Raw genomic sequence first — 21,463 nt, 5'->3', positions numbered from 1 at the left:
TTTTTGAGCTCAATAAGTATCTCCAATTGTAATTATAATGAGATAAAAACATGCGGAAGTAATTTTTTGTATCCGTTCAGCAGAGTGGTAAAATAGGATAGACAAAAACATAAGAACAAATGGTGTCATTTGGCACGTGCATGACAGGGAAGGGCTTTAGGACGATGAAGTGGAACTAGTAGCAGATGGTGTCATACCAGTGCTTGACACTGGCATCCATCTTTTTCATAATCATCAGAAAGGTTGATTGCTTTCATACTCATAAATTTAACTGGATCCCAGTGTCTAGACACTGGGATGATAAAAAAGAAAGCGCTGGTTTCAATATGTTCACATTAGCCATGCATCTGAACGGATACAATTTTTAGCTATAAAATCTTCTAAAAATTTAACACAAAAATTAGTGTCATAAATATTTTTATCAAAAACTATTTTTAAAAAAAAATTTAAATAGAGTTGAAAAGTTTTAAAGATGAGATACCCTACCTGAAATGTAACTTCTGTAAAAAAAGAAATATGAAAGGCGAAATAAACGCTGCAGCAAATTTTCAATCAGAAGACTTTATATCTAAAAATACGGTTTTGCTTGTTTAGCTAACCCTATAAGTGCTTCGAATGCAAAGCTAGAGAATAGTGTTAAAGATAAAGATAAAAAGAATGATGCGCCTTTTTCAAGTAGAAGAGGCAGATCGCACGTTTTAGAACTTTTTTTTTTCTAATGAAAATGTTGAGATTCACATTCAAGATAAAACGCCTTGTTCTGCTTGGAGTAAATCAGGTATAGCTGGAATATTTAGAGGTATAGCGGGGTTGTTTAAAGGTAGGAATAGTATGAACGTAACCCTTTATCAATCTAAAGTGCAACGTAGCTCTGCAATTGATTACAGTACTACAGAAAGTATAGGGTCACGTCTACTAAATATCTGTGAAGGAGAAGAAGATATCTCTTTTGATCAAGAGATTAATTTTTGTATAAATAGGGTTGTTTGTATGATGCCTTATTGTTGCAAGATGAAAAAAAATCAGGATACACTTTTACATGTGGCTATCAAAAAATCATGCTGGTTTTGTAAAAGCAAATGAGTTTTACAAGCACAAATATTTTTAACATAAGGAAGAGAATGAAAAGCCGCTTTTCAAAGTTGTTAATACTAAGAACAAAGACGAAAAAGACGTAATTACTCTGACTATTGAAGGTAATAATTCAGAATGCATTTCAGCTCTTTTTAACTACTTAACTGATAAAAATATTAACAGAAGAAAAGATGTTGAAAATGAGTACACACCTCTACACGAAGCTGTGCTTCTTAACAAGAATGAAGCAATTAAAGAGCTTCTCAAGTGAAAGGATATAGATACTGATCTCATAGATAAGGAATCTTACAAAGCATATAATTATACTAATAACCAAGAGGCAATAGAATTGTTTATTAAGTACTATAGTAGTAAAATTAGTGAGTTGCGTATAAAATTAGAAGATAATAATAAAAAACTAGCGCGAATTAAGTGCATCCTAAGCAAAACAAAACTTACTTGTGTATGCTTAGCAGTCTTTGGCTCTTGTTTTAGAATGTATAGAAATTCCCATGACATAATAAATGAAGAAGTGAGCGAAGATATGTTGTATTATTCTCTTGCATTGCTTGCCAATACTACAGGTCTAATATTATTCTTAATTATTTGATCGATACAATACTTTCCAAGTATGAAGAAAAAATTCTAGTTTGAGTAAAGAATCAGACAATTCTGCAGAAGAAAGGAACATGTTGAAAAATAAATTGCGTCACTTTCAAAAAAGAGGTAATGTAGCAACTACGCGAATGTATGAGATCATTTCAGTTACACCTGAGTCAGACTTAAGTTACAGTAGATTGTGATGACATTGATTTTTTCAAGACAATTTCTGAGAAAAGTGGAAAAATTTTTCTATAGATAATCAAGATAAAGACTTACTACTTTCTTTACGAAAGGTTTGATGTTACCATTTTTGAACTATCTTGAATTTACTGAATGAACATTAATATAAGGAATTTAGTTCATGCTTTTTCTAAATTGCCAAGTTTAGGGCCATCGTCATCAAGAAGGTTAGTTATACATTTGCTCCAAAATAAAGAGAAAGTTATGCTACCGCTTGCATCTTTGATTAAAGAGCTAGCGAATCTTATAATAGAATGTAAGATCTGTGGAAACCTAGATACTAAATCACCTTGTTCTATTTGTACTAACCCAAAGCGTGACACCAAGTTAATGTGTGTGGTAGAAGAGTTGGGTGATCTATGGGCATTTGAAAAAGGAAATATATATTCAGGTATGTATCATGTTTTGGGTGGAAGGCTATCAGCAATAAATGGTATAGGTCCAAAAGAACTGAATCTTGATAACATTTCCAAAAGAGTTACAGAATTTAAAATTGAAGAGGTCATTATTGCAATAAATCCGACATTAGAAGGCCAAGTTACTGCGCAATATATAATTGAATTGCTAAAGAATTCGAATGTAAAAATATCGCGCCTTGCTTGTGGTATACCGATAGGTGGAGAAATTGACTACCTAGATGAAGGGACGCTGAAGATAGCGCTTACGTCAAGACAGGATATTAAATAATATTCCATTTCTTCTGAGCAACATACCTTAAAAATACCATAACATACTTCAGCCTAGAAACTTGCTTCCTAATTGAAAATATTATACATTTAAATATGGCGTTTTAAAATGAGGGGTTATGTTAACTTTTGCACTAGACGGAGTGCGTTATGCTTATAATTGGTTAATCAAAAAATCAAGATCAACCGCTCTTGATTTCATTGTGCTATTTAACAAAGAATACGCAGATAGTAAACGAATTTGATATATAATAGAAGATCATCTAGTTAAAAAGGATCTGATAAATATTGAGCCTAAATTTAAAATCAAATATGACCTATATATCACAAAAATAGATTCTTCAAAAATGTTTAAAGTAATGGAACAAGAGCATAGATCTATTGCAAATCTGAAAAATGTGATTCGAGTAAGAATTAATGATCAAATTAGTTCAGGGGTGTCGAGGTTTAATTATTCTTATGATGGCAAGGACCTTATTTTTATGCAAGCGTTCAGGCAAGTAAAATAAGGGGGATAACAAAAGATAATAAGGCCTAGTTCTTCTTTTGTCTCTAATTTATATTCATGTGCCTATAGATGAACATGGAAAGCTATTAGAGGATATTGTAAAGAACCACTCCGGTAATAGAGCTGAGATGATAGAAGAGTTATATCTAATTCAACAAGAAGGTAAATTATCAATAACCAATCGTGAGAGCCTAGATAGGATAATTAAAATATCCCCTCTGATAGAGAGGGAGTATATTTCAAATGGGAAATTTTCTTTTATGGGAATGATAAGTTCTGGCAATGTAGATGATTTAACATAAAGGTTAACAAAAGATACAGAAGGAAGGGTAAAAAAATTAACCGTAATAGATATTCGATATAGTCCCGAAAGCAGCTTGAAGAATCTTTTCATTTCTGCAGTGATAGAAAATTATGGATTATTTAAGTAGACTGATTCTTAACTTATAAAATACTATAGTAAAATATAGTGTAAGAGTCTTATGTGCTTAAAAAAACTTACATCCCTAATAACCTTCAGAAAAAAAGAAACGGAGCATCTATCCAAGGTAATAACATGGGAAGGTGATTGCTTAGGCTATAAGCAAGTTGCAAGTAGATTTAGTAATATAATTAAGACAATTGATCAGTCTTTTTCGATCGTATCCTTAGAAGGATATAATGAGTGGGGAAAGACATTTTTTTTGAAAGAATGGGTAAAGGATCTAGAGCAGCAAAATGAAATTGCAGCTTATTACAGCGCATGGGATATTAGTGCGCTAGATCAACCATTGCCTTCTTTTTTGCATTTCCTGTTTGAGGATCTATTTGCGTCATACGAAGTAAAAAGAAGCGTTATACAGCAGTTCAAAAACATAAACCAAGAACTATTTTCTTTCAATACATTAGGAAAGCTAATCAGTAAATCTCCACTCGCTATGCTTTCAGTATTTCTCGATGCTGCAAAAGAGGCTGATAAGAAAGACATAGGTTTTGTCTTTGGTGAATTAAATCTTCTCCAAAGGAGAAAAGAGAACATTAGAGATTTTAAAATACAACTAGTAGATGTGGTTAACAAAATCAGAAAAGGTAAAAACATTTATATAATGGTCGATAATCTTGATATATGCCGCCCCAAATTCATTGTCGATTTTTTAGAATCCATAAAGTACATGCTTGATGTTGAGGGACTGGTTTTCATTATCTCTGTTAGTCAAGATAAAAGTAACGTGCAAAGAGCAATCAGCACAATACTTGGACCAAATTTCAGCCTAAAATCTTTTACTGATCTCTCTTTGCATTTGCCAAAACAGCCAATAGAGAAATTTACAAGAAAGCTGTTTCAAAATATTGAATTGCCGAAAAAATCAAAGAGCTTAATTATAGATAGCTTTATATTTTATGCAGAAAGATTCTCATTATCACTTCAGGCAATAGAATACTGTGTAAAGAAAATAAAGCTATGTTATGCGAAAATTGATCCGAATTTATTTACATTTTTAGTAATACTACAGTCAGTAAACACTGATTTATATGAGGAATTATATTTATCACCTCAGAAGGCACTGGAGAAGATTGAGAGCGCTTTGATTCTAAACGGTCAGGAAGAATGGGAAAATCTTAAAACTTCTCTTGAGACTACTTTGAAAGAAAAAAAATCAAAGACTAACAAATCTTTGAAGCAAATAAGAAATATCTTATTCTAAGAATAAAGAGAATTGTAGAACAGAACCCTCTTCTTATCATTTCAGCTTGTATGACAAATTGGCTCACATAATATTTTATCATATATGACCTTGAAAGATCTCTGTGCAATACCTAAATCGTTAGAATAGCAGGCTAATAACGGAGCTCAAAATGCATAACATACAAGAAACTGAAGATTTAAAATTCGACGCTGAAGTAGGCAAAGTACTAAATATAGTAATTCATTCACTTTATACCAATAAGGATATTTTCTTGCGTGAGTTAATATCAAACGCATCAGATGCATGTGATAAATTGCGCTATGAATCGCAATTAAATCCTAATTTACTAGATTCAAGCGATGAATTCAAGATTACTATTAGCTCAAGTAAAGATAAGAGTGAGCTGTATATAACCGACAATGGAATTGGCATGAACAGGCAAGATTTAATAGATAATCTTGGCACGATTGCAAGTTCTGGTACGCAAAAATTCTTGGATGCAATTAAGAATAATAAAGATTCAAACCAAGCTGTAGAACTGATTGGAAAGTTTGGTGTTGGTTTTTATTCAAGCTTCATGGTTGCCTCAGAAGTTATAGTAGAGTCAAGGAAAGCCGGAGAAGAAGAATCTTGGGTATGGAAATCTAAAGGAGATGGAGAATATTCAATCAGCAAGTTAGATGGTCAGATCTCTCGTGGAACAAAAATTATTCTCATCATTCGTCCTGAAGAAAGCGAATTTTTAGACAAATTCCGTATTGAAAACATTGTTACTACTTATTCAGATCACATAAATTTTCCTGTTGAATTTGTAAATGAAGAAGGGAAAAGTGAAAAATTAAATAGCAAAGCTGCAATTTGGACTAAGCCAAAAAATGACGTTACTCAAGAAGAGCACAACGACTTCTTCCGCGGTGTTGCGCACGTAGGTGGTGAGCCTTGGATGATACTGCATAATAAAAATGAAGGTGCAATAGAATATACGAATTTGCTTTATGTTCCTTCTATCAAGCCTTATGATTTGTTTCATCCAGATAGACGCTGCTCTGTAAAGTTATATGTCAATAAAGTGTTTATTACTGAAGATAATGTACAAATTATACCACAATACCTGCGTTTCTTGAAAGGTGTGGTTGATTCACCAGATTTGCCTCTTAACATCAGCAGAGAAACATTGCAGAATAATCGCGTTGTTGAGCAGATTAGGAAATCCCTAACTAAACGCGCGGTATCAGAGCTAGGCAAAAAAGCAAAAGATAATTTAGAGGAATACACAAAATTCTGGGGCAATTTTGGTGCGGTGTTAAAAGAAGGTCTTTGCGAAGCTATGCCAACTGATGAAAGAGAAGCATTGCTTTCCATTTGTAGATTTCATAGCACCATTGATGATAAGCTAGTTAGCATTGATGCTTATATAAGCAGAATGAAGCCTGAACAGGAACATATCTACTATCTCACAGGAAATAGTCTCGATTCAGTAAAAAACAGTCCACAACTTGAAGGATTCGTCAGCAAAGGATTGGAAGTGCTTCTATTTGTTGATCCAGTTGATGATTTCTGGACTAGCGTGATTCATGAATATAAAGATCAAAAATTTAAATCTGTAACTCGTGCTGATGTTGATTTAGAAAAATTCTCTTCAGAAGAAGGTAAGAAAGATGAAGAAAATAGATCGGATGAAAACAAAAGCGAAGAAAACGCAGATTCTATACTCGAATACTTCACTAAGGTTCTTGGAAGCTTAGTAAAAAGTGTAAAGATATCTAAGAAATTAACCGATAGTCCTGTGTGTCTAGCAGTTGATGAAGGAACTATGGATCTTCGTATGGAGCGTTTTTTACGTGAACAGAAGCAGCTAAATTACCGCACGCCAAAAGTACTTGAAATTAACATTAAGCATCCTTTGATAAGAAACATAATGGAATCTCACTCTGAAAATGGTGAAAATCCAACACTTGGAGATATGATTTACTTACTGTTCTATCAAGCTTGTATAGTCGAAGGTGAAGAGATGGAAGATGTAAGTCTTTTTGCTAAAAGACTCAATAATTTGCTTGGCAAAATTTCCGTTTAATGCTATAATTAGCTTACCTGATGGTCAGGGGGTAAATCATAGGTGGTTGGAATTTATTTGGTGGGCTCATGCTACCAGCAGTAGATACTGCAGAAGAAAGGGAGCATCTCTAGCCTGGAGATTCAAGTAATGAGAGTCAAGAAGAAGCTAATATGAGGGATTCTGATGTTGAACCTAGTGTACCGATTACGTTACTAGTTTCAACTGACACAATCTCTGCTAAGTCAAGTAAAGGCAAGTGAGGATAATAGGGATGCAAATTCTGGCAAGCAAGCTTACAAAGACCTACCCAGGATAAATTTTGTAATTAATGGTCAAGTTATAGATAAGAATTTCGTTAGCTAGCTTTGTGATAAATGTAATCAGAATGACCGACGCCAAATCGCAAAACATGTTTTTACAAAAATGTTTGAACATGCTAAAGGAGAAATTCCAGATAATAATCTATTAGAAGAATTAATTACTAGTTGCAATCAGGCTGGTTATGATGGCTCTTTGTTAATGTAGCTCTCTCCTATATTTTTGGGACAGAATTTGCGATTGCCTAATGCTAATGATAGACATATAGAGATTGTCTGTAGTGATCAGGATTCTTTAAACGTTAAATATTTTTCAAATATGCCTGTTAAGCAACTGGGTAAAGAAATATGCAGGGTTGATGCTATTTTAGAGTTCACCCTTAAGTTTTGAGATAGTAAGGTAGATTATGAAAACGGCAAAGTAACATTTACCATTCCTGAACAATTAGAGAATTACAAAGCTGATGGCAAAAGTTTGTTAGATGAAATAAATAGGCATTTCGAAGATGAGGATAATAGAATTACAGAGACTCTTGAGAAAAATATGAATGAAGGACTAAGTCATTTGCTGCTGAAGCCTTGTCTATTACTGAGAGTGCATCTGATAGTAGTGAAGTAGCAAACAAAGTAGTTACTGATCCAGGCATTTTAGGTAATGTTGCGAATGTATTGGTAGGTGTTGCAGAAGTTACAGCAGTTGTAGCAACAGAGTTATTTTGGCCTCAAGATCAGGTTAATATAGAACCAAGGCATAATGAAGAAGAATTTACCATTATCCCTGAAAATTTAACCTTTGATGGATTAATAGATGTTATAAATAAAGCAAAAAATTATGGTGATTACGCAGATTTAGATAAAACTATAAATAATATAGAGGAAAGCGATAGATTTGTTAATGATTTGAATTGTGGTAATTTGAAGGATTTTTGCTCCCATTAGCTTAATTTGGCTGATCATACGCACAATGTACTGTTGAATAATAGCTATGATGAAACAAATGGTTATTGTAATTATTTAGTAAAAGAGCTTTCACTACTAGCCATTGCAGCTGATGACACACTTGTCGAAAGGTATGCAGAAACACATAAAAGTATATTCTTTATGCAAGACAAAGGGCTCGATAGGCTGCTTATTGGTGTTGGTGGACAACGCTATACTAAGCTTTTATTAGAAGATTTGGAAAAAAATCGAAGTACTATTCTACCTTGGCATAGAATATGTGAAAAACTTGGAAGGGCGTTGTCTATTCGTAATCAAGAATGCGTGAAAGCGGTATTAGATAAATTTAAAGATACTGAAGCCAAGTCTAGACTTTCTGATATTTTAGAAGAATTTTTGCACTATGCCATACAACAAGATTTTATAGATGTAGCAAAGACTATTATTAATCATAAAATTGCTGATATTAATAGTATAGACAATTCAGGGAATGCACCTTTGAATTGGGCTGTAGCATGTAATAATTTAGAATTAATCGGCTTGCTTATTAAAATGGTGCTAATATTGATGTTCAAGATGAGAGGTATGGCAGAACAGCTTTAGATCTGGTGGGAACGAAAAGTTTATGTTTGGTGAGGGAAGAAAACAGGGAAAAGTCTTCTGGTGAATCAAAAATCACAAAATTTATTGAAGGTTTAGATGATAAAACATCTTTGCATTTAAATATTAAAAAAGATCCAGAATCCAAAAATATTGATAATCAACAGCCGCAAAAAAAATATCGTTGATACAGTAGAGAGTATTATGTATAATGAAGAGGCTATGGATAATAGCTATGGGGGGTGAGATAACTGGAGATAGAGAACCTATACGGCAAGGACTATGTAATCATACAGAGGACCTGAACGAGGAGAACCGTTGCTTAAAAGGAGCCTAGAGTGCGCTGATGTAACATCAGGCAATGATGTAGGCGCTACTGCAACTGCTCAACAAATTTCTGTGGAAGAGATTAAAGGACGTGAATCAGATTCACCATCACTGAGTTTTGAAGATTATGGTGAATCTGACCTTGAAGGTGGTAGAAGTGATTTTTCTGACGGAACTTCCTCAGATCCTAATAGTAATTCTCCATTTAAAAAAGAAAATAGTGAAGAAGTTCATAAAACAGGAATTCCTGTAATTGATACAGTGGGATATGAGGTTCTTTCTGATGGAATTAAAGATGTTAATAGTGGTATTAACGTTAATCAACCTAATAAGTGTGTAGAACAGGTTGCTAACGGAAATGGACAGCCAGAAACAAGATTGCCAGGCATTGATGAGCAAAACAGCAAAAGTGGCCTCAAAAAAAATCCACAAAATACAAAGAGGTATGTTGTGGCTGCTTCTGCGCTTGCAATAGCCGGTATTGTTTCAGGGGTGGCTGTTGCAGTTTCCTTGGAAATGTTAGTGGTAGGAATAGCAGTTGCAGCTTGTTATCTTATTGTAGCTACAATTACGTACTGCTATAGGCCTAAAAGCTTAGTTGAGGATAATCAGGTCAAAAAGGTTATGCAGACAGAAGAATGTCAGTCTAAGTACTAAATATAGTAGTCTATCATTTAATAATTTATTATAGTTATATTGGTTGTTAATAGATAAAAACTTGGTAGACTACGAAGAAATATTCTTAAATAAAATCAAAGATATAAAAGAAGAAGGGCGCTATCGTGAATTTACGCACTTTGCTTCATTACCTGGTAAACTTCCCTATATTATGGATTATGAAAGAAATAGAGAGGTTATTGTCTGGTGCAGTAATAGTTATCTGGGAATGTCACAAAACGATAGTGTCATTGCTGCTATTCAAAATTCATCTGTTGGTGCTGGAGGAACAAGAAATATATCAGGTACAACAAAGGAAGTTGTTGAGCTCGAGAAGTCTTTGGCTGACTTGCATCAAAAAGAAGCTGCTTTAACTTTTGCTTGTGGCTATCTTGCCAACCAAACTACACTTAGTACTTTATCGTCTATTATTCCGGGCGTGGTAATTTTTTCAGATGAGAAGAACCATTCTTCAATGATAGAAGGTATAAAATCAGGAAAAAGACCGAAGCACATATTTAGGCATAATGATGTTGATCACTTAGAGCAGTTGCTAAAGTCTATAGATATAAAAACTCCGAAAATAATAGCACTTGAATCTGTATACTCAATGGATGGTGATGTAGCACCGCTTGAAGCGATATGTGATCTAGCAGATCAGTATAGTGCAATTACCTATTTGGATGAGGTACACGCAGTTGGCATGTATGGACCGCGTGGTGGCGGAATTGCAGAAAGAGAAGGTTTGATGGATAGAATAACTGTTATTCAGGGTACATTATCAAAAGCTTTTGGAGTGATGGGTGGATATATAGCGTCTTCAAAGAGCTTGGTGGATGTAATAAGAAGTTCAGCCCCAGGATTTATTTTTACTACTGCTATGTCACCCGTTTTAGCAGCAGCAGCAAAGGCAAGCGTTGAGCATTTGAAATCGAGCAATGTTGAAAGAGAGAAGCAAAAGCAGTCTGTTGAAAAGGTAAAAGACTCACTGAGAAACGCAGGAGTGAATTTTATTCAAACAGAAACTCATATAATTCCAATCATAATTGGCGATCCTGAGTTGTCCAAAAAAGCATCAAAGTTGTTATTTGATGAGTATGGAATATATGTACAACATATAAATTACCCAACAGTTTCAAAGGGGACTGAGCGCTTCCGTATTACTCCTACGCCTGACCATACAAATGAAATGATAGAGCATTTAACAAAATCTCTTGTAAAAGTTTTTAAGAAATTGTCTGTTTGTGTCTGTTGTTGAGTTTAGAGTTACCAAGAATAAGGTATCTATTTAAAAGCATGGTTAATGTACGAAATCAGTGCTTTATTTCTTATCATGAAAGTAGCTAACACTGGGACCTATAGCTCATACAGGTAAAGTTTACTCTTTTGTCATCCTATGGCTTGACCATAGGATCCAGTCTAAACAATCTGGATTCTAGTGTCACGTGCTGGAATGACACCTATTTATTCCTATAGTTGTCTTGTCCCGTCTATCTTATTTTACCACCCTGCTGCAATGAGGAGTAGGTAAGGAAAGATAACCATTTATTATTTTTACTACGTGACTTTTGCTCTTTTGAATAAACTTTAGTTTATATCTCCAGCAATGACAAGCGCGTTATCTTTCCTTAATCTCCCACCGCTTTCTTGCAGAAAAAGCCTACCGAGTGAAGTTTTATATTTATTAATTTCAGAGTAAATTATTCCATTGTATCTTCCGGCAGCAAGATATGCAAAACCTAGTACCGTTGAGCCAAGAGAGCGTAGATTATTATTGTCAAGTGGTAATTTATTTAACAAATTACCACTTATGTCTATTATTCCCCCTTCACGAGCTTTCATCCGCATTTTTATATGGCGAGATTTGAAATCTTCAAGAAAAGCTCCTTTCTTTTCCTCTGCCCAAAAAGTTTCTCTAAGGGCTGGAGCATCAATCACAGCTGCTACAACTCTGTTTTTATGAATGAGACAAACTGATACTGCAAAGTAAACCATACAACTAAAAAGGTTTTCCTTGCCTTCTATAGGCATAATAAACCAAGTATAACTGCCTTCTTTTAGATCTTGGACTACATTGTCTTCAAAAATAAAGTCATAGTTCTGGTTGTAGTTTTTCAAGCAATCGTACATAAGTTGCTTGGATTTCGAATAAGTTTTATTGATAAAGTCTGCTGACTTAACGCTTGAAATTTGCAATTCATTAAAATCACGTATAAGCTGCTTGGAGGCACTGCGTACAGAATTAAGCATCACATTGATTCGTGGTGATGAAATTGCCATTTACTCTTTCACTCTTTCATAATAGCTGTTATCAGGAGTATGTACTAGAATTTTATCACCTTCTTTTATAAATTGAGGCACGTTAACGCGTATTCCGTTTTCCAAAATTGCAGGCTTATAAGAAGCAGTAATAGTCTGCCCTTTGATAACAGACTCTGTTTCTTTTACAGTTAGTGTAACGTGATCAGGCACATGTGCAGAAATTATTTTATCTTGATAAGTTACTACTTTAATTTTCATATTATCTTGCAAATAAGCCTTCTTTTCTCCTAATAAGTCTAAATTTATAACAATCTGCCCGTAATTACTTGGGTGCATAAGATTTACGATATTTTTTTCAGTAAAAAGATAAACATATTCATCTTCATCCAAAATAGCCCTTCTGATTGTTGCATCAGAGCGGAATCTTTCATAGTGCTTTGCTCCTGTTTGGATATTTTTCATTTCAGCTTGTATATATGCACCACCTTTACCAGGTTGAGTATGCATAATACTTACAACCAAAAATAATCCACCGTTATGTTCTAGTACCTGACCTGGCCTGATATCATTAGCCCTTTCTGCCATAATTACACTTCTAATTTAGTCTCATAATTATAAATAACTTTATACAAATATCAAAATTTTTATTGGCCAATAAATTCTGGCATGTTGATTACTATATATCTTTCCTTCATGTTGATGTATGGAAATATTTCTTTAGTGAAAGATAACATAATGTTTTTTTTTGTGCTGATAACCAAAATTTCTAATATATCCCCCGAGCCGAAATTATTCACAGACTTCACATAGCCATATAATTCATTACTCTCTAGTCTTACTTCCATGTTTACAAGATCATCTTGGTAAAATTCATCCTCATCATTTAACTGTGGTAGCTTATTTCTTTCTATATATAACTTTTTATTTCTAAAAAGTTCTGCTTCATTACGGGAATTCACACCGCTAATTGTTGCTATTACTAAATTATTATTGACAATAGACACCAAACTTATTTTATAATTTTCACTTCCGATTACTAGTTCACCATATAGGAAAATATTTTCGGGCTTTTCAGTAAAGGTTTTTATCTTAACAGCTCCTTTGATTCCATGGGGAGAAGTAATTATTCCGAGGCATATATTCATATTAATATGATAGTTGAAATCAGCTTTTTGTCCATAGAATTGACAATTTACTTAATTAACATACAATTAATATTGTGATAATTATAGTGAGTAATGTGTGAGTTCTATCAGCAATCAAGAAAAGCAAAGTATTATAAGTGGCTTAGAAGAAATCAACTGTAAGTTGCAAGGTGAATCTATAAAACTTGATGATACAAAGGAATCTATAATAGTAGTACGTCGTAAACCTTTTGTTGAAGGGGTATTAGAACATCTACGCAACCCTTCTACTACTAACTGTAATGTTATGATCGGTGCAGAAACTGGGTTTGGCAAGACTTACGATATTGGAATGCTGAGTCACGTACTAACCCAAGCAGGGTTTCATCATCTGGTTGCAGTACCAAGTAGTGACCTAGTGAATCAAGCTAAAAAATGATGAGCAGTGCATTTACTGTAAACATTAGGACACCTAAAAATGCTGAGGAAATTGAAATGCACTGAAGGCAACTAAACCTACAACAATTATAGTGACACATGACCTGTTATTACAGCAAGAAAATGATCGTAAATTTAAAGACCAAAATACCAAGTTGTGGATTAGTATTGATGAAGCAGACAGTATTAACAAGCAGCAGGATTTTGAGAACATGTGCAAGCTTGATGAGAAATATCCTACGACTTACCTCACTGCAACACCAAAGAGAAGGATTTTAAATAGATGCGGAAAAGTTATCAGCCCGACAAGATTAAGTAGACGTTGTATTGCAAACGCCATCGAAACAGCAAGTGTTATTGCAAAAACCAAATAGGATAACAAATTTCAATCAAGCACTTGTAGTGAACATTGCTACCTCCATCATATCTTTAGCTATATTGCTTCCTATTATCAATAGTAATGTTGCTGCCGTAATTGGTCTCACTTCAGATTATTGGCTGTATTCTGCTTGGATTGGGCAGCTATACTATACAATTATATGTTTATATTTGGTATGGTAATGTTGCCAGTTTGGTGGGTGCTAACTAAAGCAACTAGAGTGGGATCAAGAGAACTGCTCTCTAGATTTCTTGCTAACGTGCGTAGCTTGTTTACTAGAGAAAAATCCAGTCTAGCTCATGAGTATGTTGAAGAAAGCGAAGAAGTTTTTAATTACAGTAAACTTGTCGATAACAATGATTTATTAACTTCTATAAGATGGAATGTGCAAAGCCCAATTGGAGGAAGTGCTCTGCTTTTAGCTAATGATGTAAATAGTATAGTTAACCTTAACTTTGCGTTGCAGGGTAGATATAATTTAGTATATGAAGGTAGTACACGTTATAAAGTGTATAATAAATTTTAGCCTGAAGGAATGTCATATCAAGACTACAGGCCCCAATTACGTCAATTAAACTTTATAAACTGCGTTAAAAAGCAACATCCTAGTTTGACAGAAGAGCAGATATCTGAATTAAAAGAAAAGGTGGATTTCAGTAGTACTGCTGAATATCTAAAATATAGAGTAATGAATTCAATGATCGATCTTACTCTCTTATATTTTATGAAGTGTGATAATATTACCTTAGATAAAAAAAAGAAGAGAAGGTTTGAGTGAATTGATAGAAGATGTTAAAAAGAATGTTAGCACCACTAATGATAACAATATTATAAGCTACCTAGAGAGAAAAGGCTTTAGTGAGCAATTTGCTAGAGATGAGCTCTTACTGCAAATAAAGACAGTAATTGAAGCACTGAGTAAAAGTGATAATGAGCAATGCAGCTTAATAGTTGATAATTGGCGCTTAAGCTAAGAGCTCTATGACCTCATGGAAAGAGAGGAAGGTATACTACATAGTCTCATTGATTTCTGTAAACAAAATAAATGTATCTTTGCAGGAATTGGGAAAATGACTTGGTATTGGAGAAAATAGAACCTTTTCAGCGATAATACGTAATCAAATAGGTAATCGAACTATTTATTGTAATTATGAAAAAAGAGATTTTGATGCATTAGCTAAATCTGCGTTGACAATGGTTATAGATGGATCGAAAGGTCGTGGATTTGATAGTGAATATAATCATGTTGCATCAATATTTGCAGATTCGGTTAATCAGTTCAATAATCCATCTGAAGCCCTACGGAATCTTGGAAGAAACAGAGAGCGTAATTAGAGCAGACAATCATGGTTTTTCGCTGCTACAGGTGAAAAAGTTGAGCTATTTGTGAATAAGATCTTAGCAAATTTTAAAACGAACCACAGAAATTTTGTCAGAAAGTTTTGTTTCCAGCTACTAATAAATACAATAAGTTGCTAAAAAATAGAATGGGAGAGGAACTTGGAAGAAAAATAGAAATCTATATTAGTAGAAATATTGATGATTCAGCTCTGAAGAAGTTTTCTAGTGATTTGATAAAAGAAATGTATGAAAAAGTTCATGATATAAATGATTTTGATGTCAAAAAGACAGAACAAGATTCACATAGGATTTTAAAAAGTACAGAGGCATACCTTCGTTCATATGAGAACAGAATTAAAAACAACGGTAAACTATCTTGCACACGCTCAGCTTTATTTTCTGTGGGGAGTGCTATAACAAAGGTAATGTATTATCATTGGTCAGGGTTTGACTACTTAGTCTTTTTGGCTAAAGCATATAATATAGATAAATCTGGAGATACCAGTGCAAGAGCGTATGTACACATAATCAGAAACTGTCACTGTGAAAGTAGTGTGAAGGCGCAAAATGTATTGGTCCATGCATTAGAAATTGCCAAAGAACATGACAGCAGTTTCAAAAGAAATAGTTTGTATGAAGGCAATGAGGATAGATGTAAAGAAAAAATCATCTCATATTTTCAATCCAAGCAATATATACGTGCATTAGATAGAACAATTGCTCAAATTGAAAATAAACACTTGGTAAAATTTTTGAAAGCTGTAGGCTACGAAGATGGTGCTAATAAAATGGCACAAGAAATCAAAGATTTTTTATGTGATTTAAAGAATTTAAATTGTTTAGACATGAGAGAAAAATATTATCAAGGCAACTTATATCAAGAAAGCAAATTATACAAAATCAACAATCAAGTTAGTACGATAATTGATGAAATTATAAGGTATCATAAGTGGCATCATGGAATAGAGGACTTAGAGCTAAAATTAAAAATCAACTATAATATTTTTGAAGTCAGAGTTAACAATGATTTTTCTAAGTTACATGAGAAAAACTTTAACAAATGTTCTAAAGAAAGGACATATCTAGGTAGAGCTATGTTACTTATTGGGTCCATAATTTCAATGGAGCTTATAGGTAGAATATCATCAGGTAAGACCATGCCATTGCCTTTACTTTGCGGTTTTATAGTATTTGGACCACTGGCACTCTTGTGTGGTGCATTGTTATATGAAATACGACCTGTTTAGTAAGAGGAGTATTTTTTATTTTTGGAGTGCCAATTCTTTTAGGAGAACTGTCTAAATGTGTTTTGAGAAACGGATCAATGAAAAGTTTGTTAGATATGACATTATCGCTTGGTAACTCGGCTTTTTCAATATTCCGAAAGACATCGTGCAATCGTTTATATTTGAGGATATAACAAAATTTGACTCACTAAGTGATATAAATGAGCTTACTCTGATAAGAGAACCATATGTGTAAAGTTAAGAAGAAGTGAGGTAAAGTTGGTGTAAAGAAAAGAAAAAGAAGATATAAATTCTTCTAAATTTAACAAACAAAATGGAGAACTTATACAATGAAAAGAATAGTTTGCATCTCAAAAAAGCTCAAAGAATTTTTTAATGAAAAAGCAGATAAAATCTCAACCACAACAGGATTCATAAAAAGAAAGAGGAAGCTAAAAGGCTCATCGTTTGTAAAAGCCATAGTCTTGGGTAATATAGGGATTGATAATTGTAGTATAGAGATAATTTGTTAATTATTGAGTGGAGACTCGATAAATATAACAAAGCAAGTTCTGGACTTTAGATTTACCAAGGAAGCAGTGGAATTTATGAAAAGAATGTATAATGAGTCTTTAGTTTTATTTAAAAATAGCTTAAAAGGTTGATTGCAGAACTTTGAAGCACTTTAGAAGTGTTAAGCTATTGGATAGTAGCTATATCAGCCATACCTAATGGTATGGAAAATATATATAAAGGTTATGGTAATAGCTACAGTAGTTATGAAAGTAATACTAAGTATGGAATAAAGTTACAATTAGTTTTTGACTACCTAACCCAGACATTAGAGCAGCTTAATATAACTGAGGGAATAAGGTCAGATCAGTTGTATAGAAGACATTTAAGCAATATATCGAGCAACGATTGACTAATATCTGATTTGGGTTATTTTGTGCCAAGTTCCTTTAAACAAATCAATGAAGCCGGAGCTTATTTTATAAGTCGTTATAAATCTGATACCACCATATATGGTATATAAACAAATCAAAAAATAGAGTTATTAGAATGTTTAGAGGATAAATTGTTTCTAGAAAATGAGGTGCTGTTAGGAAAAGAAATAAAAATTAAAGTGAGAATTATATGTCAAAAATTAACTGAAGAACAGTCTATAATTAGAAGAAGTGCTAATAGGTTAGCAAAATCAAATGGATATACATCTTCTCAAAAGAATCAAAAATTGCTGGATTGGTTAATATTCATAACTAACGTTCTAGAAAATAAAATTAGTGCTGAGCAGGTATTAATAATTTACCGAGTAAGATGGCAGATTGAATTATTATTTAAATTGTATAAGAGTCACATCAGGCTTGACGAATTTAAAGGAAAACCATACAGAGTATTATGTAAACTATACGCTAAATTGCGCGCAATTATTATATTTCATGGAATGGTTGGTTGTACAGAACTAAAAAAGGGTACAGAACTTAGTCTAATAAAGGAATTTATTGAGCTTAAAAGGCAAGTTAGAGAGCTATTCTTAACATTAAATTGTGTAGTCAGTAAGATACAAATTTTCCTCAAAAAAAAACTCGCCTCAACCTGGTCAAAATTCTCCTTAAAAGACAAATATAGAAAAACAAGAATATCAAATTTGAGTGCACTAAATTTGCTCATTTTCCCTTAACTTGACGCGTATGACATTCAAGACGGTGTCATTCCAATATTTTCTCTCTTGTCATTCAAGTAGCCTCTTTGCTATCATTAAGTAGCTCCTTTAATGTTATTCCAGTCTGGAATGAGAAAGAGAGAGAACCTTTACACACTTCTCTTTTTGCTAACTGAAGAAACATGGTTTTCAACTCTTACATTATCAGTTAATCCTCCTGGCAGTTCAACAGAAGCATTAGACTTAGTAGCTTCTCTCTGATCACTATTGCGGTTATATTTAGCTCCTTCTTTACTTAATTTACTTGCATCGCAATTAAAGCGCCTAATTCTCCTGTGTTGCTTTTGCTCTGGAGTGGGTGAATAGACAGCTAATTTTGGTTTTTCATTTTTTCCTTCTTTCTTTTCTTTATTCATTTTTTCCAGTTTTTGTACCTCATTATTATTGTGACTCATAACAGGTTCAGGCAGAGTGTCTACTAATTTTTCTACAGGCTTTGGTAAAATAGCACGTTCTTGTTTGTTTAGAACGATTGGCATTGAAACTTGAGATGAAAAATTAAATGGGGAAATTGGTGTGATTTCATTCACTTTTGTTTCTATTTCTCGACAAACTCCTTTTGATTCTGCTTTTTTGTCTCTTTTTCTCTCAGTTACATCTTGCTCTACTAATGCTGCTAAATTAACTGTAAAAATTTCTGCAAACATTGCAATGACTGAGCCCACGATAAAAGTTTGAAGCTTCAATTTTAAATTTTGCAACGCTTGCAAACGTTCGAGTATTGCTATTTCCTCTTCCGGAGATAACCCACCACTGAGTAATTTCTTTTGTAATTCTTTTATCTCTTTTTCTAGCCTTTTATCCAAATTTAAGTCTAAATCTTTTTTGAAAACCTTTTTAACTAATTCATTAAGCTTATCACGCAAAAACTTAATTATCGAAAGAAGCAGATTTTTCTCTTTCTTCTCCTTGAGCATTGTGTAGACTTGCGGATCTACATTTACTTCAAAAAGATTAAAGAGGGATTCAAAGAAATTTGCGAATACCCCTTGATTATTATCAGTAAAGTAATCCTCACTATCTTGTATCTGTAGCTCTACTTGAGATAATGTTTCATCAATGTAACTCACAGCCTGACGCTCAAGCTCTATTCTCTTGAGCTCAGCTTTCCTAGTAAGCTCCTCAATGAATTCTTTTAATTCATTGAGCTTCTGCTCTGCAGAGAGATCTTGCTCCCTGATTCGATTAATGAAGATTGAGCCACCGTCCTCTTCGTTGTTATTGATTAAAAAATTTTCCATTGCTTTTTCTCCATTAATTGAATTACTGTTTCTATGATTGTTTAGAAAGCTTTTTACCATTTTATCTTAGGTCTATAAAACATAATAATTCAATCTTACAATATGAAGTATTTAATAAGTATTAATCTTAAAAAATATCAATAAGTTATTGATATTTTTACATTTATAGTATATACAGACTAGCATATATTACGTAATTTTTCAAGAACATATTCACTACAACAGAAGACTTTCTTATTTGCCTTTAAAACATCTGCAAATCATATAATAAAAGGATATTATAATTTTTAGTGTAATACTATACAATGTTCTAGTATATAGTATAATACTAGCATACCACTGAATTAGTGCTGAGGTATTCCTTTGCTTGATCAGTTAAAACACGTCCTCTTGGTGTACGCTTTATGAAACTGACCTTGATTAAATAAGGTTCTATTGTTTCTTCAATATTGCCAACATCTTCAGATAGTGCAATAGATATGGTGTCAATTCCAACAGGTCCTGAGGTGTTAAACAAAAATCTCAGATAATCCATATCTAATTTATTTAGTCCCATTTTGTCTATACCCAATTTTGATAGTGCAGAACCGGCAATTTCACAGGTAATTTTTTTATCATCTTTTACTTCAACAAAATCTCTTATTCTTCTCAGTAATCTCAAAGCAATTCTTGGAGTACCACGGGAGCGGCAGGCAATTTCTTGCACAGCATCCTTTTCGATTTCAGCACAAAGAACTCTTGCACCTCTTTTTATAATATCAACCAGTTCCTCAAAAGAATAAAACTCAAGATGCAGGGGAATACCAAAACGATCCCTCAGCGGTGCAGAAAGAAGTCCAAGCCGTGTTGTTGCCCCAATCAGTGTAAATGGTGGTAAGTCTATTCTTAAAGTTCTGGTAGATGGGCCCTCACCTACCAGTATATCTAGGCAAAAATCTTCCATAGCAGTATATAAAACTTCCTCAATGCTACGATTTAATCTATGGATCTCATCGATAAATAGAACATCTTTTGCATTTAAAGTAGTGAGCACTGCAGCTAAGTCCCCAGCTTTACTAAGCAATGGACCAGAAGTTGCACGAAAGCTAACCCTTAATTCCTTAGAGACAATTTGTGCTAAAGTTGTTTTACCAAGACCTGGAGGACCATAGAGCAATACGTGATCCAAAGCTTCAGCTCTCGTCTGTGCAGCATTTATAAACACTTTTAAATTTTGTATTAAGTCTTTTTGCCCGACAAAATCATCAAGTTGCTCAGGCCTGATATTTAAATTACGTACATCTTCAGAGTATTCCTTACTACATGATATTGACTTCATATTGTTTTAAGCGCCATACGAATAATATCTTTAGTGTCCAAGTTTGGTGATTCATCTTTTATTTTTTTTATTGTATCATAAGCTTTTGTTCTTTCATATCCAAGATTGATCAAAGCTGAAAGAGCATCTTCACTAATTGAGTGAAAATGATTGTTATTTGTTTCTAATTTACTTACTTTGCCATTCAGCTCAGTAATAATTCGATTTATGAGTTTTAGGCCAAGTCCACTTACCTTAAGTGCTAGTTTATCCTCATTTATAATTGCCAAAAACAGTTGCTCTGGAGTTAATTTGCTCAAAATTGACATTGCGGTTTTATAGCTGACACCGCTGACTTTAACTAATAAACGCAGACACTGCTGTTCTTCTTTAATTATAAAGCCATATAGCTGAGTAACGTTTTCTCTGCTATTTGCATAACTGTCGATAAGTAATTTTACTCTACTTCCAATCGAACAAGCACTTAAAGTTTTGGCTGAAAGATATACGATGTAGCCAACATCATTCACATTCAGGATTATGTGATCGCTACACACCTCATCAACTATTCCTCTTAGATTTCCTATCATTTCTAGTACTTTATAAAATTCAGTTTAAATGCTCCTGAATCTTAGGTCAAGCAAACGAACATTATAGAAGTGGTTTCAGTTTCAATGTAGACAGGTTTCCAAGAAATCTATTTGAATATATTATTACGGACCAGTATGTGACTGGACCACGGAGTTACTCAGCAGCAG

Annotated in this window: 26 protein-coding genes and 1 pseudogene; 21 read left to right on the top strand and 6 right to left on the bottom strand. The window is 33.5% G+C overall.

The features are described from left to right. Nucleotides 1–1,177: 1,177 nt before the first annotated feature. The 14 genes from wTpre_RS07295 (at nucleotide 1,178) to hemA (ending at nucleotide 10,932) form a co-directional block, all read left to right on the top strand. A complete protein-coding gene (locus wTpre_RS07295) occupies nucleotides 1,178–1,345 on the top strand; it encodes a hypothetical protein (protein ID WP_369665139.1) in 168 nt (55 codons plus the stop codon). Between the two features lie 78 nt (nucleotides 1,346–1,423). Further along, complete coding sequence (locus wTpre_RS06735; protein WP_245609355.1) at nucleotides 1,424–1,684, top strand: hypothetical protein; 261 nt, start codon at nucleotides 1,424–1,426, stop codon at nucleotides 1,682–1,684. A gap of 40 nt (nucleotides 1,685–1,724) precedes the next feature. Beyond that, nucleotides 1,725–1,877 carry a hypothetical protein gene (locus wTpre_RS06730; protein WP_245609354.1) on the top strand — a complete coding sequence of 51 codons (153 nt, stop codon included), beginning with the start codon at nucleotides 1,725–1,727 and terminating at the stop codon, nucleotides 1,875–1,877. A 139-nt stretch (nucleotides 1,878–2,016) separates the two neighbouring features. Next, the gene (recR, locus tag wTpre_RS03375) at nucleotides 2,017–2,604 is read left to right on the top strand and encodes a recombination mediator RecR (RefSeq protein ID WP_179945535.1); all 588 of its coding nucleotides are present in this window, start codon (nucleotides 2,017–2,019) and stop codon (nucleotides 2,602–2,604) included. Between the two features lie 346 nt (nucleotides 2,605–2,950). Then, on the top strand, nucleotides 2,951–3,112 hold the full coding sequence (locus tag wTpre_RS05670; protein WP_157055012.1) for a hypothetical protein: 162 nt from the start codon (nucleotides 2,951–2,953) through the stop codon (nucleotides 3,110–3,112). A 37-nt stretch (nucleotides 3,113–3,149) separates the two neighbouring features. Then, entirely contained in the window at nucleotides 3,150–3,413 is a 264-nt protein-coding gene (locus wTpre_RS03370) for a hypothetical protein (RefSeq protein ID WP_157055011.1), read from the top strand. A 180-nt stretch (nucleotides 3,414–3,593) separates the two neighbouring features. After that, nucleotides 3,594–4,796, top strand: a complete 1,203-nt coding sequence (locus tag wTpre_RS03365) for a P-loop NTPase fold protein (protein WP_068651977.1) — start codon at nucleotides 3,594–3,596, stop codon at nucleotides 4,794–4,796. 151 nt (nucleotides 4,797–4,947) lie between these two features. Continuing rightward, nucleotides 4,948–6,852 (top strand): molecular chaperone HtpG, encoded by a 1,905-nt coding sequence (gene htpG, locus wTpre_RS03360; protein ID WP_068651975.1) that lies wholly within the window; start codon nucleotides 4,948–4,950, stop codon nucleotides 6,850–6,852. 522 nt (nucleotides 6,853–7,374) lie between these two features. Further along, entirely contained in the window at nucleotides 7,375–7,542 is a 168-nt protein-coding gene (locus tag wTpre_RS06725; protein ID WP_245609353.1) for a hypothetical protein, read from the top strand. A gap of 188 nt (nucleotides 7,543–7,730) precedes the next feature. Then, on the top strand, nucleotides 7,731–8,090 hold the full coding sequence (locus wTpre_RS06720) for a hypothetical protein (protein ID WP_245609352.1): 360 nt from the start codon (nucleotides 7,731–7,733) through the stop codon (nucleotides 8,088–8,090). A 33-nt stretch (nucleotides 8,091–8,123) separates the two neighbouring features. Continuing rightward, on the top strand, nucleotides 8,124–8,693 hold the full coding sequence (locus tag wTpre_RS06715; RefSeq protein ID WP_245609351.1) for an ankyrin repeat domain-containing protein: 570 nt from the start codon (nucleotides 8,124–8,126) through the stop codon (nucleotides 8,691–8,693). A gap of 5 nt (nucleotides 8,694–8,698) precedes the next feature. Continuing rightward, nucleotides 8,699–8,878 (top strand): hypothetical protein, encoded by a 180-nt coding sequence (locus tag wTpre_RS06710; RefSeq protein ID WP_245609350.1) that lies wholly within the window; start codon nucleotides 8,699–8,701, stop codon nucleotides 8,876–8,878. Between the two features lie 130 nt (nucleotides 8,879–9,008). Further along, nucleotides 9,009–9,674, top strand: coding sequence for a TomO hydrophobic C-terminal domain-containing protein (locus wTpre_RS06705; protein WP_068651973.1), 666 nt, complete (start codon nucleotides 9,009–9,011; stop codon nucleotides 9,672–9,674). 61 nt (nucleotides 9,675–9,735) lie between these two features. Next, on the top strand, nucleotides 9,736–10,932 hold the full coding sequence (gene hemA / locus wTpre_RS03345; protein ID WP_179945534.1) for a 5-aminolevulinate synthase: 1,197 nt from the start codon (nucleotides 9,736–9,738) through the stop codon (nucleotides 10,930–10,932). 329 nt (nucleotides 10,933–11,261) lie between these two features. On the opposite strand, the gene wTpre_RS03340 is transcribed toward hemA, so the two are convergent. The 3 genes from wTpre_RS03340 to rimM are packed head-to-tail and all read right to left on the bottom strand — an operon-like array spanning nucleotide 11,262 to nucleotide 13,081. Next, complete coding sequence (locus tag wTpre_RS03340) at nucleotides 11,262–11,954, bottom strand: inositol monophosphatase family protein (RefSeq protein WP_068651969.1); 693 nt, start codon at nucleotides 11,952–11,954, stop codon at nucleotides 11,262–11,264. Next, the gene (efp, locus tag wTpre_RS03335) at nucleotides 11,955–12,521 is read right to left on the bottom strand and encodes an elongation factor P (RefSeq protein ID WP_068651968.1); all 567 of its coding nucleotides are present in this window, start codon (nucleotides 12,519–12,521) and stop codon (nucleotides 11,955–11,957) included. Between the two features lie 59 nt (nucleotides 12,522–12,580). Further along, nucleotides 12,581–13,081: a ribosome maturation factor RimM gene (rimM, locus tag wTpre_RS03330; protein WP_068651966.1), complete on the bottom strand. Its 501-nt coding sequence runs from the start codon at nucleotides 13,079–13,081 to the stop codon at nucleotides 12,581–12,583. A 97-nt stretch (nucleotides 13,082–13,178) separates the two neighbouring features. Between rimM and wTpre_RS06700 the strand changes: the two genes are divergently transcribed. The 7 genes and pseudogenes from wTpre_RS06700 to wTpre_RS03320 all read left to right on the top strand — a co-directional run bounded on the left by wTpre_RS06700 (nucleotide 13,179) and on the right by wTpre_RS03320 (nucleotide 18,125). After that, on the top strand, nucleotides 13,179–13,499 hold the full coding sequence (locus wTpre_RS06700; RefSeq protein ID WP_245609349.1) for a DEAD/DEAH box helicase family protein: 321 nt from the start codon (nucleotides 13,179–13,181) through the stop codon (nucleotides 13,497–13,499). Between the two features lie 91 nt (nucleotides 13,500–13,590). Continuing rightward, the gene (locus wTpre_RS06695; protein ID WP_245609348.1) at nucleotides 13,591–13,872 is read left to right on the top strand and encodes a hypothetical protein; all 282 of its coding nucleotides are present in this window, start codon (nucleotides 13,591–13,593) and stop codon (nucleotides 13,870–13,872) included. 165 nt (nucleotides 13,873–14,037) lie between these two features. Beyond that, the gene (locus wTpre_RS06690) at nucleotides 14,038–14,403 is read left to right on the top strand and encodes a hypothetical protein (protein WP_245609347.1); all 366 of its coding nucleotides are present in this window, start codon (nucleotides 14,038–14,040) and stop codon (nucleotides 14,401–14,403) included. A 244-nt stretch (nucleotides 14,404–14,647) separates the two neighbouring features. After that, on the top strand, nucleotides 14,648–14,851 hold the full coding sequence (locus wTpre_RS06685; RefSeq protein ID WP_245609346.1) for a hypothetical protein: 204 nt from the start codon (nucleotides 14,648–14,650) through the stop codon (nucleotides 14,849–14,851). Between the two features lie 220 nt (nucleotides 14,852–15,071). Beyond that, the gene (locus wTpre_RS06680) at nucleotides 15,072–15,212 is read left to right on the top strand and encodes a hypothetical protein (protein WP_245609345.1); all 141 of its coding nucleotides are present in this window, start codon (nucleotides 15,072–15,074) and stop codon (nucleotides 15,210–15,212) included. Between the two features lie 107 nt (nucleotides 15,213–15,319). Beyond that, nucleotides 15,320–16,465 carry a hypothetical protein gene (locus wTpre_RS06675; protein ID WP_245609344.1) on the top strand — a complete coding sequence of 382 codons (1,146 nt, stop codon included), beginning with the start codon at nucleotides 15,320–15,322 and terminating at the stop codon, nucleotides 16,463–16,465. A gap of 329 nt (nucleotides 16,466–16,794) precedes the next feature. After that, nucleotides 16,795–18,125, top strand: a pseudogene (locus wTpre_RS03320) (IS4 family transposase). Between the two features lie 131 nt (nucleotides 18,126–18,256). On the opposite strand, the gene wTpre_RS03315 reads toward wTpre_RS03320, so the two are convergent. The 3 genes from wTpre_RS03315 to ruvA all read right to left on the bottom strand — a co-directional run bounded on the left by wTpre_RS03315 (nucleotide 18,257) and on the right by ruvA (nucleotide 21,295). Next, on the bottom strand, nucleotides 18,257–19,468 hold the full coding sequence (locus wTpre_RS03315; protein ID WP_068651964.1) for a hypothetical protein: 1,212 nt from the start codon (nucleotides 19,466–19,468) through the stop codon (nucleotides 18,257–18,259). Between the two features lie 268 nt (nucleotides 19,469–19,736). Further along, on the bottom strand, nucleotides 19,737–20,726 hold the full coding sequence (ruvB, locus tag wTpre_RS03310; RefSeq protein WP_068651961.1) for a Holliday junction branch migration DNA helicase RuvB: 990 nt from the start codon (nucleotides 20,724–20,726) through the stop codon (nucleotides 19,737–19,739). Next, entirely contained in the window at nucleotides 20,723–21,295 is a 573-nt protein-coding gene (gene ruvA / locus wTpre_RS03305; protein WP_068651959.1) for a Holliday junction branch migration protein RuvA, read from the bottom strand. The genes ruvB and ruvA overlap by 4 nt, the downstream gene beginning before the upstream one ends. Nucleotides 21,296–21,463 lie beyond the last annotated feature (168 nt).

The organism is Wolbachia endosymbiont of Trichogramma pretiosum, assembly GCF_001439985.1.
Taxonomy (GTDB): domain Bacteria; phylum Pseudomonadota; class Alphaproteobacteria; order Rickettsiales; family Anaplasmataceae; genus Wolbachia.
This window is presented reverse-complemented; position numbering and strand designations above follow the sequence as displayed.

Excerpts from the sequence above, each read along its gene's own strand:
- efp (WP_068651968.1), bottom strand. The coding sequence starts at position 12,521 with ATGGCAGAAAGGGCTAATGATATCAGGCCAGGTCAGGTACTAGAACAT.
- ruvB (WP_068651961.1), bottom strand. The coding sequence starts at position 20,726 with ATGAAGTCAATATCATGTAGTAAGGAATACTCTGAAGATGTACGTAAT.
- wTpre_RS05670 (WP_157055012.1), top strand. The coding sequence starts at position 2,951 with ATGTTTAAAGTAATGGAACAAGAGCATAGATCTATTGCAAATCTGAAA.
- wTpre_RS06680 (WP_245609345.1), top strand. The coding sequence starts at position 15,072 with ATGGTTATAGATGGATCGAAAGGTCGTGGATTTGATAGTGAATATAAT.
- wTpre_RS06690 (WP_245609347.1), top strand. The coding sequence starts at position 14,038 with ATGTTTATATTTGGTATGGTAATGTTGCCAGTTTGGTGGGTGCTAACT.
- wTpre_RS03315 (WP_068651964.1), bottom strand. The coding sequence starts at position 19,468 with ATGGTAAAAAGCTTTCTAAACAATCATAGAAACAGTAATTCAATTAAT.
- rimM (WP_068651966.1), bottom strand. The coding sequence starts at position 13,081 with ATGAATATATGCCTCGGAATAATTACTTCTCCCCATGGAATCAAAGGA.
- wTpre_RS03365 (WP_068651977.1), top strand. The coding sequence starts at position 3,594 with ATGTGCTTAAAAAAACTTACATCCCTAATAACCTTCAGAAAAAAAGAA.
- ruvA (WP_068651959.1), bottom strand. The coding sequence starts at position 21,295 with ATGATAGGAAATCTAAGAGGAATAGTTGATGAGGTGTGTAGCGATCAC.
- wTpre_RS03340 (WP_068651969.1), bottom strand. The coding sequence starts at position 11,954 with ATGGCAATTTCATCACCACGAATCAATGTGATGCTTAATTCTGTACGC.
- htpG (WP_068651975.1), top strand. The coding sequence starts at position 4,948 with ATGCATAACATACAAGAAACTGAAGATTTAAAATTCGACGCTGAAGTA.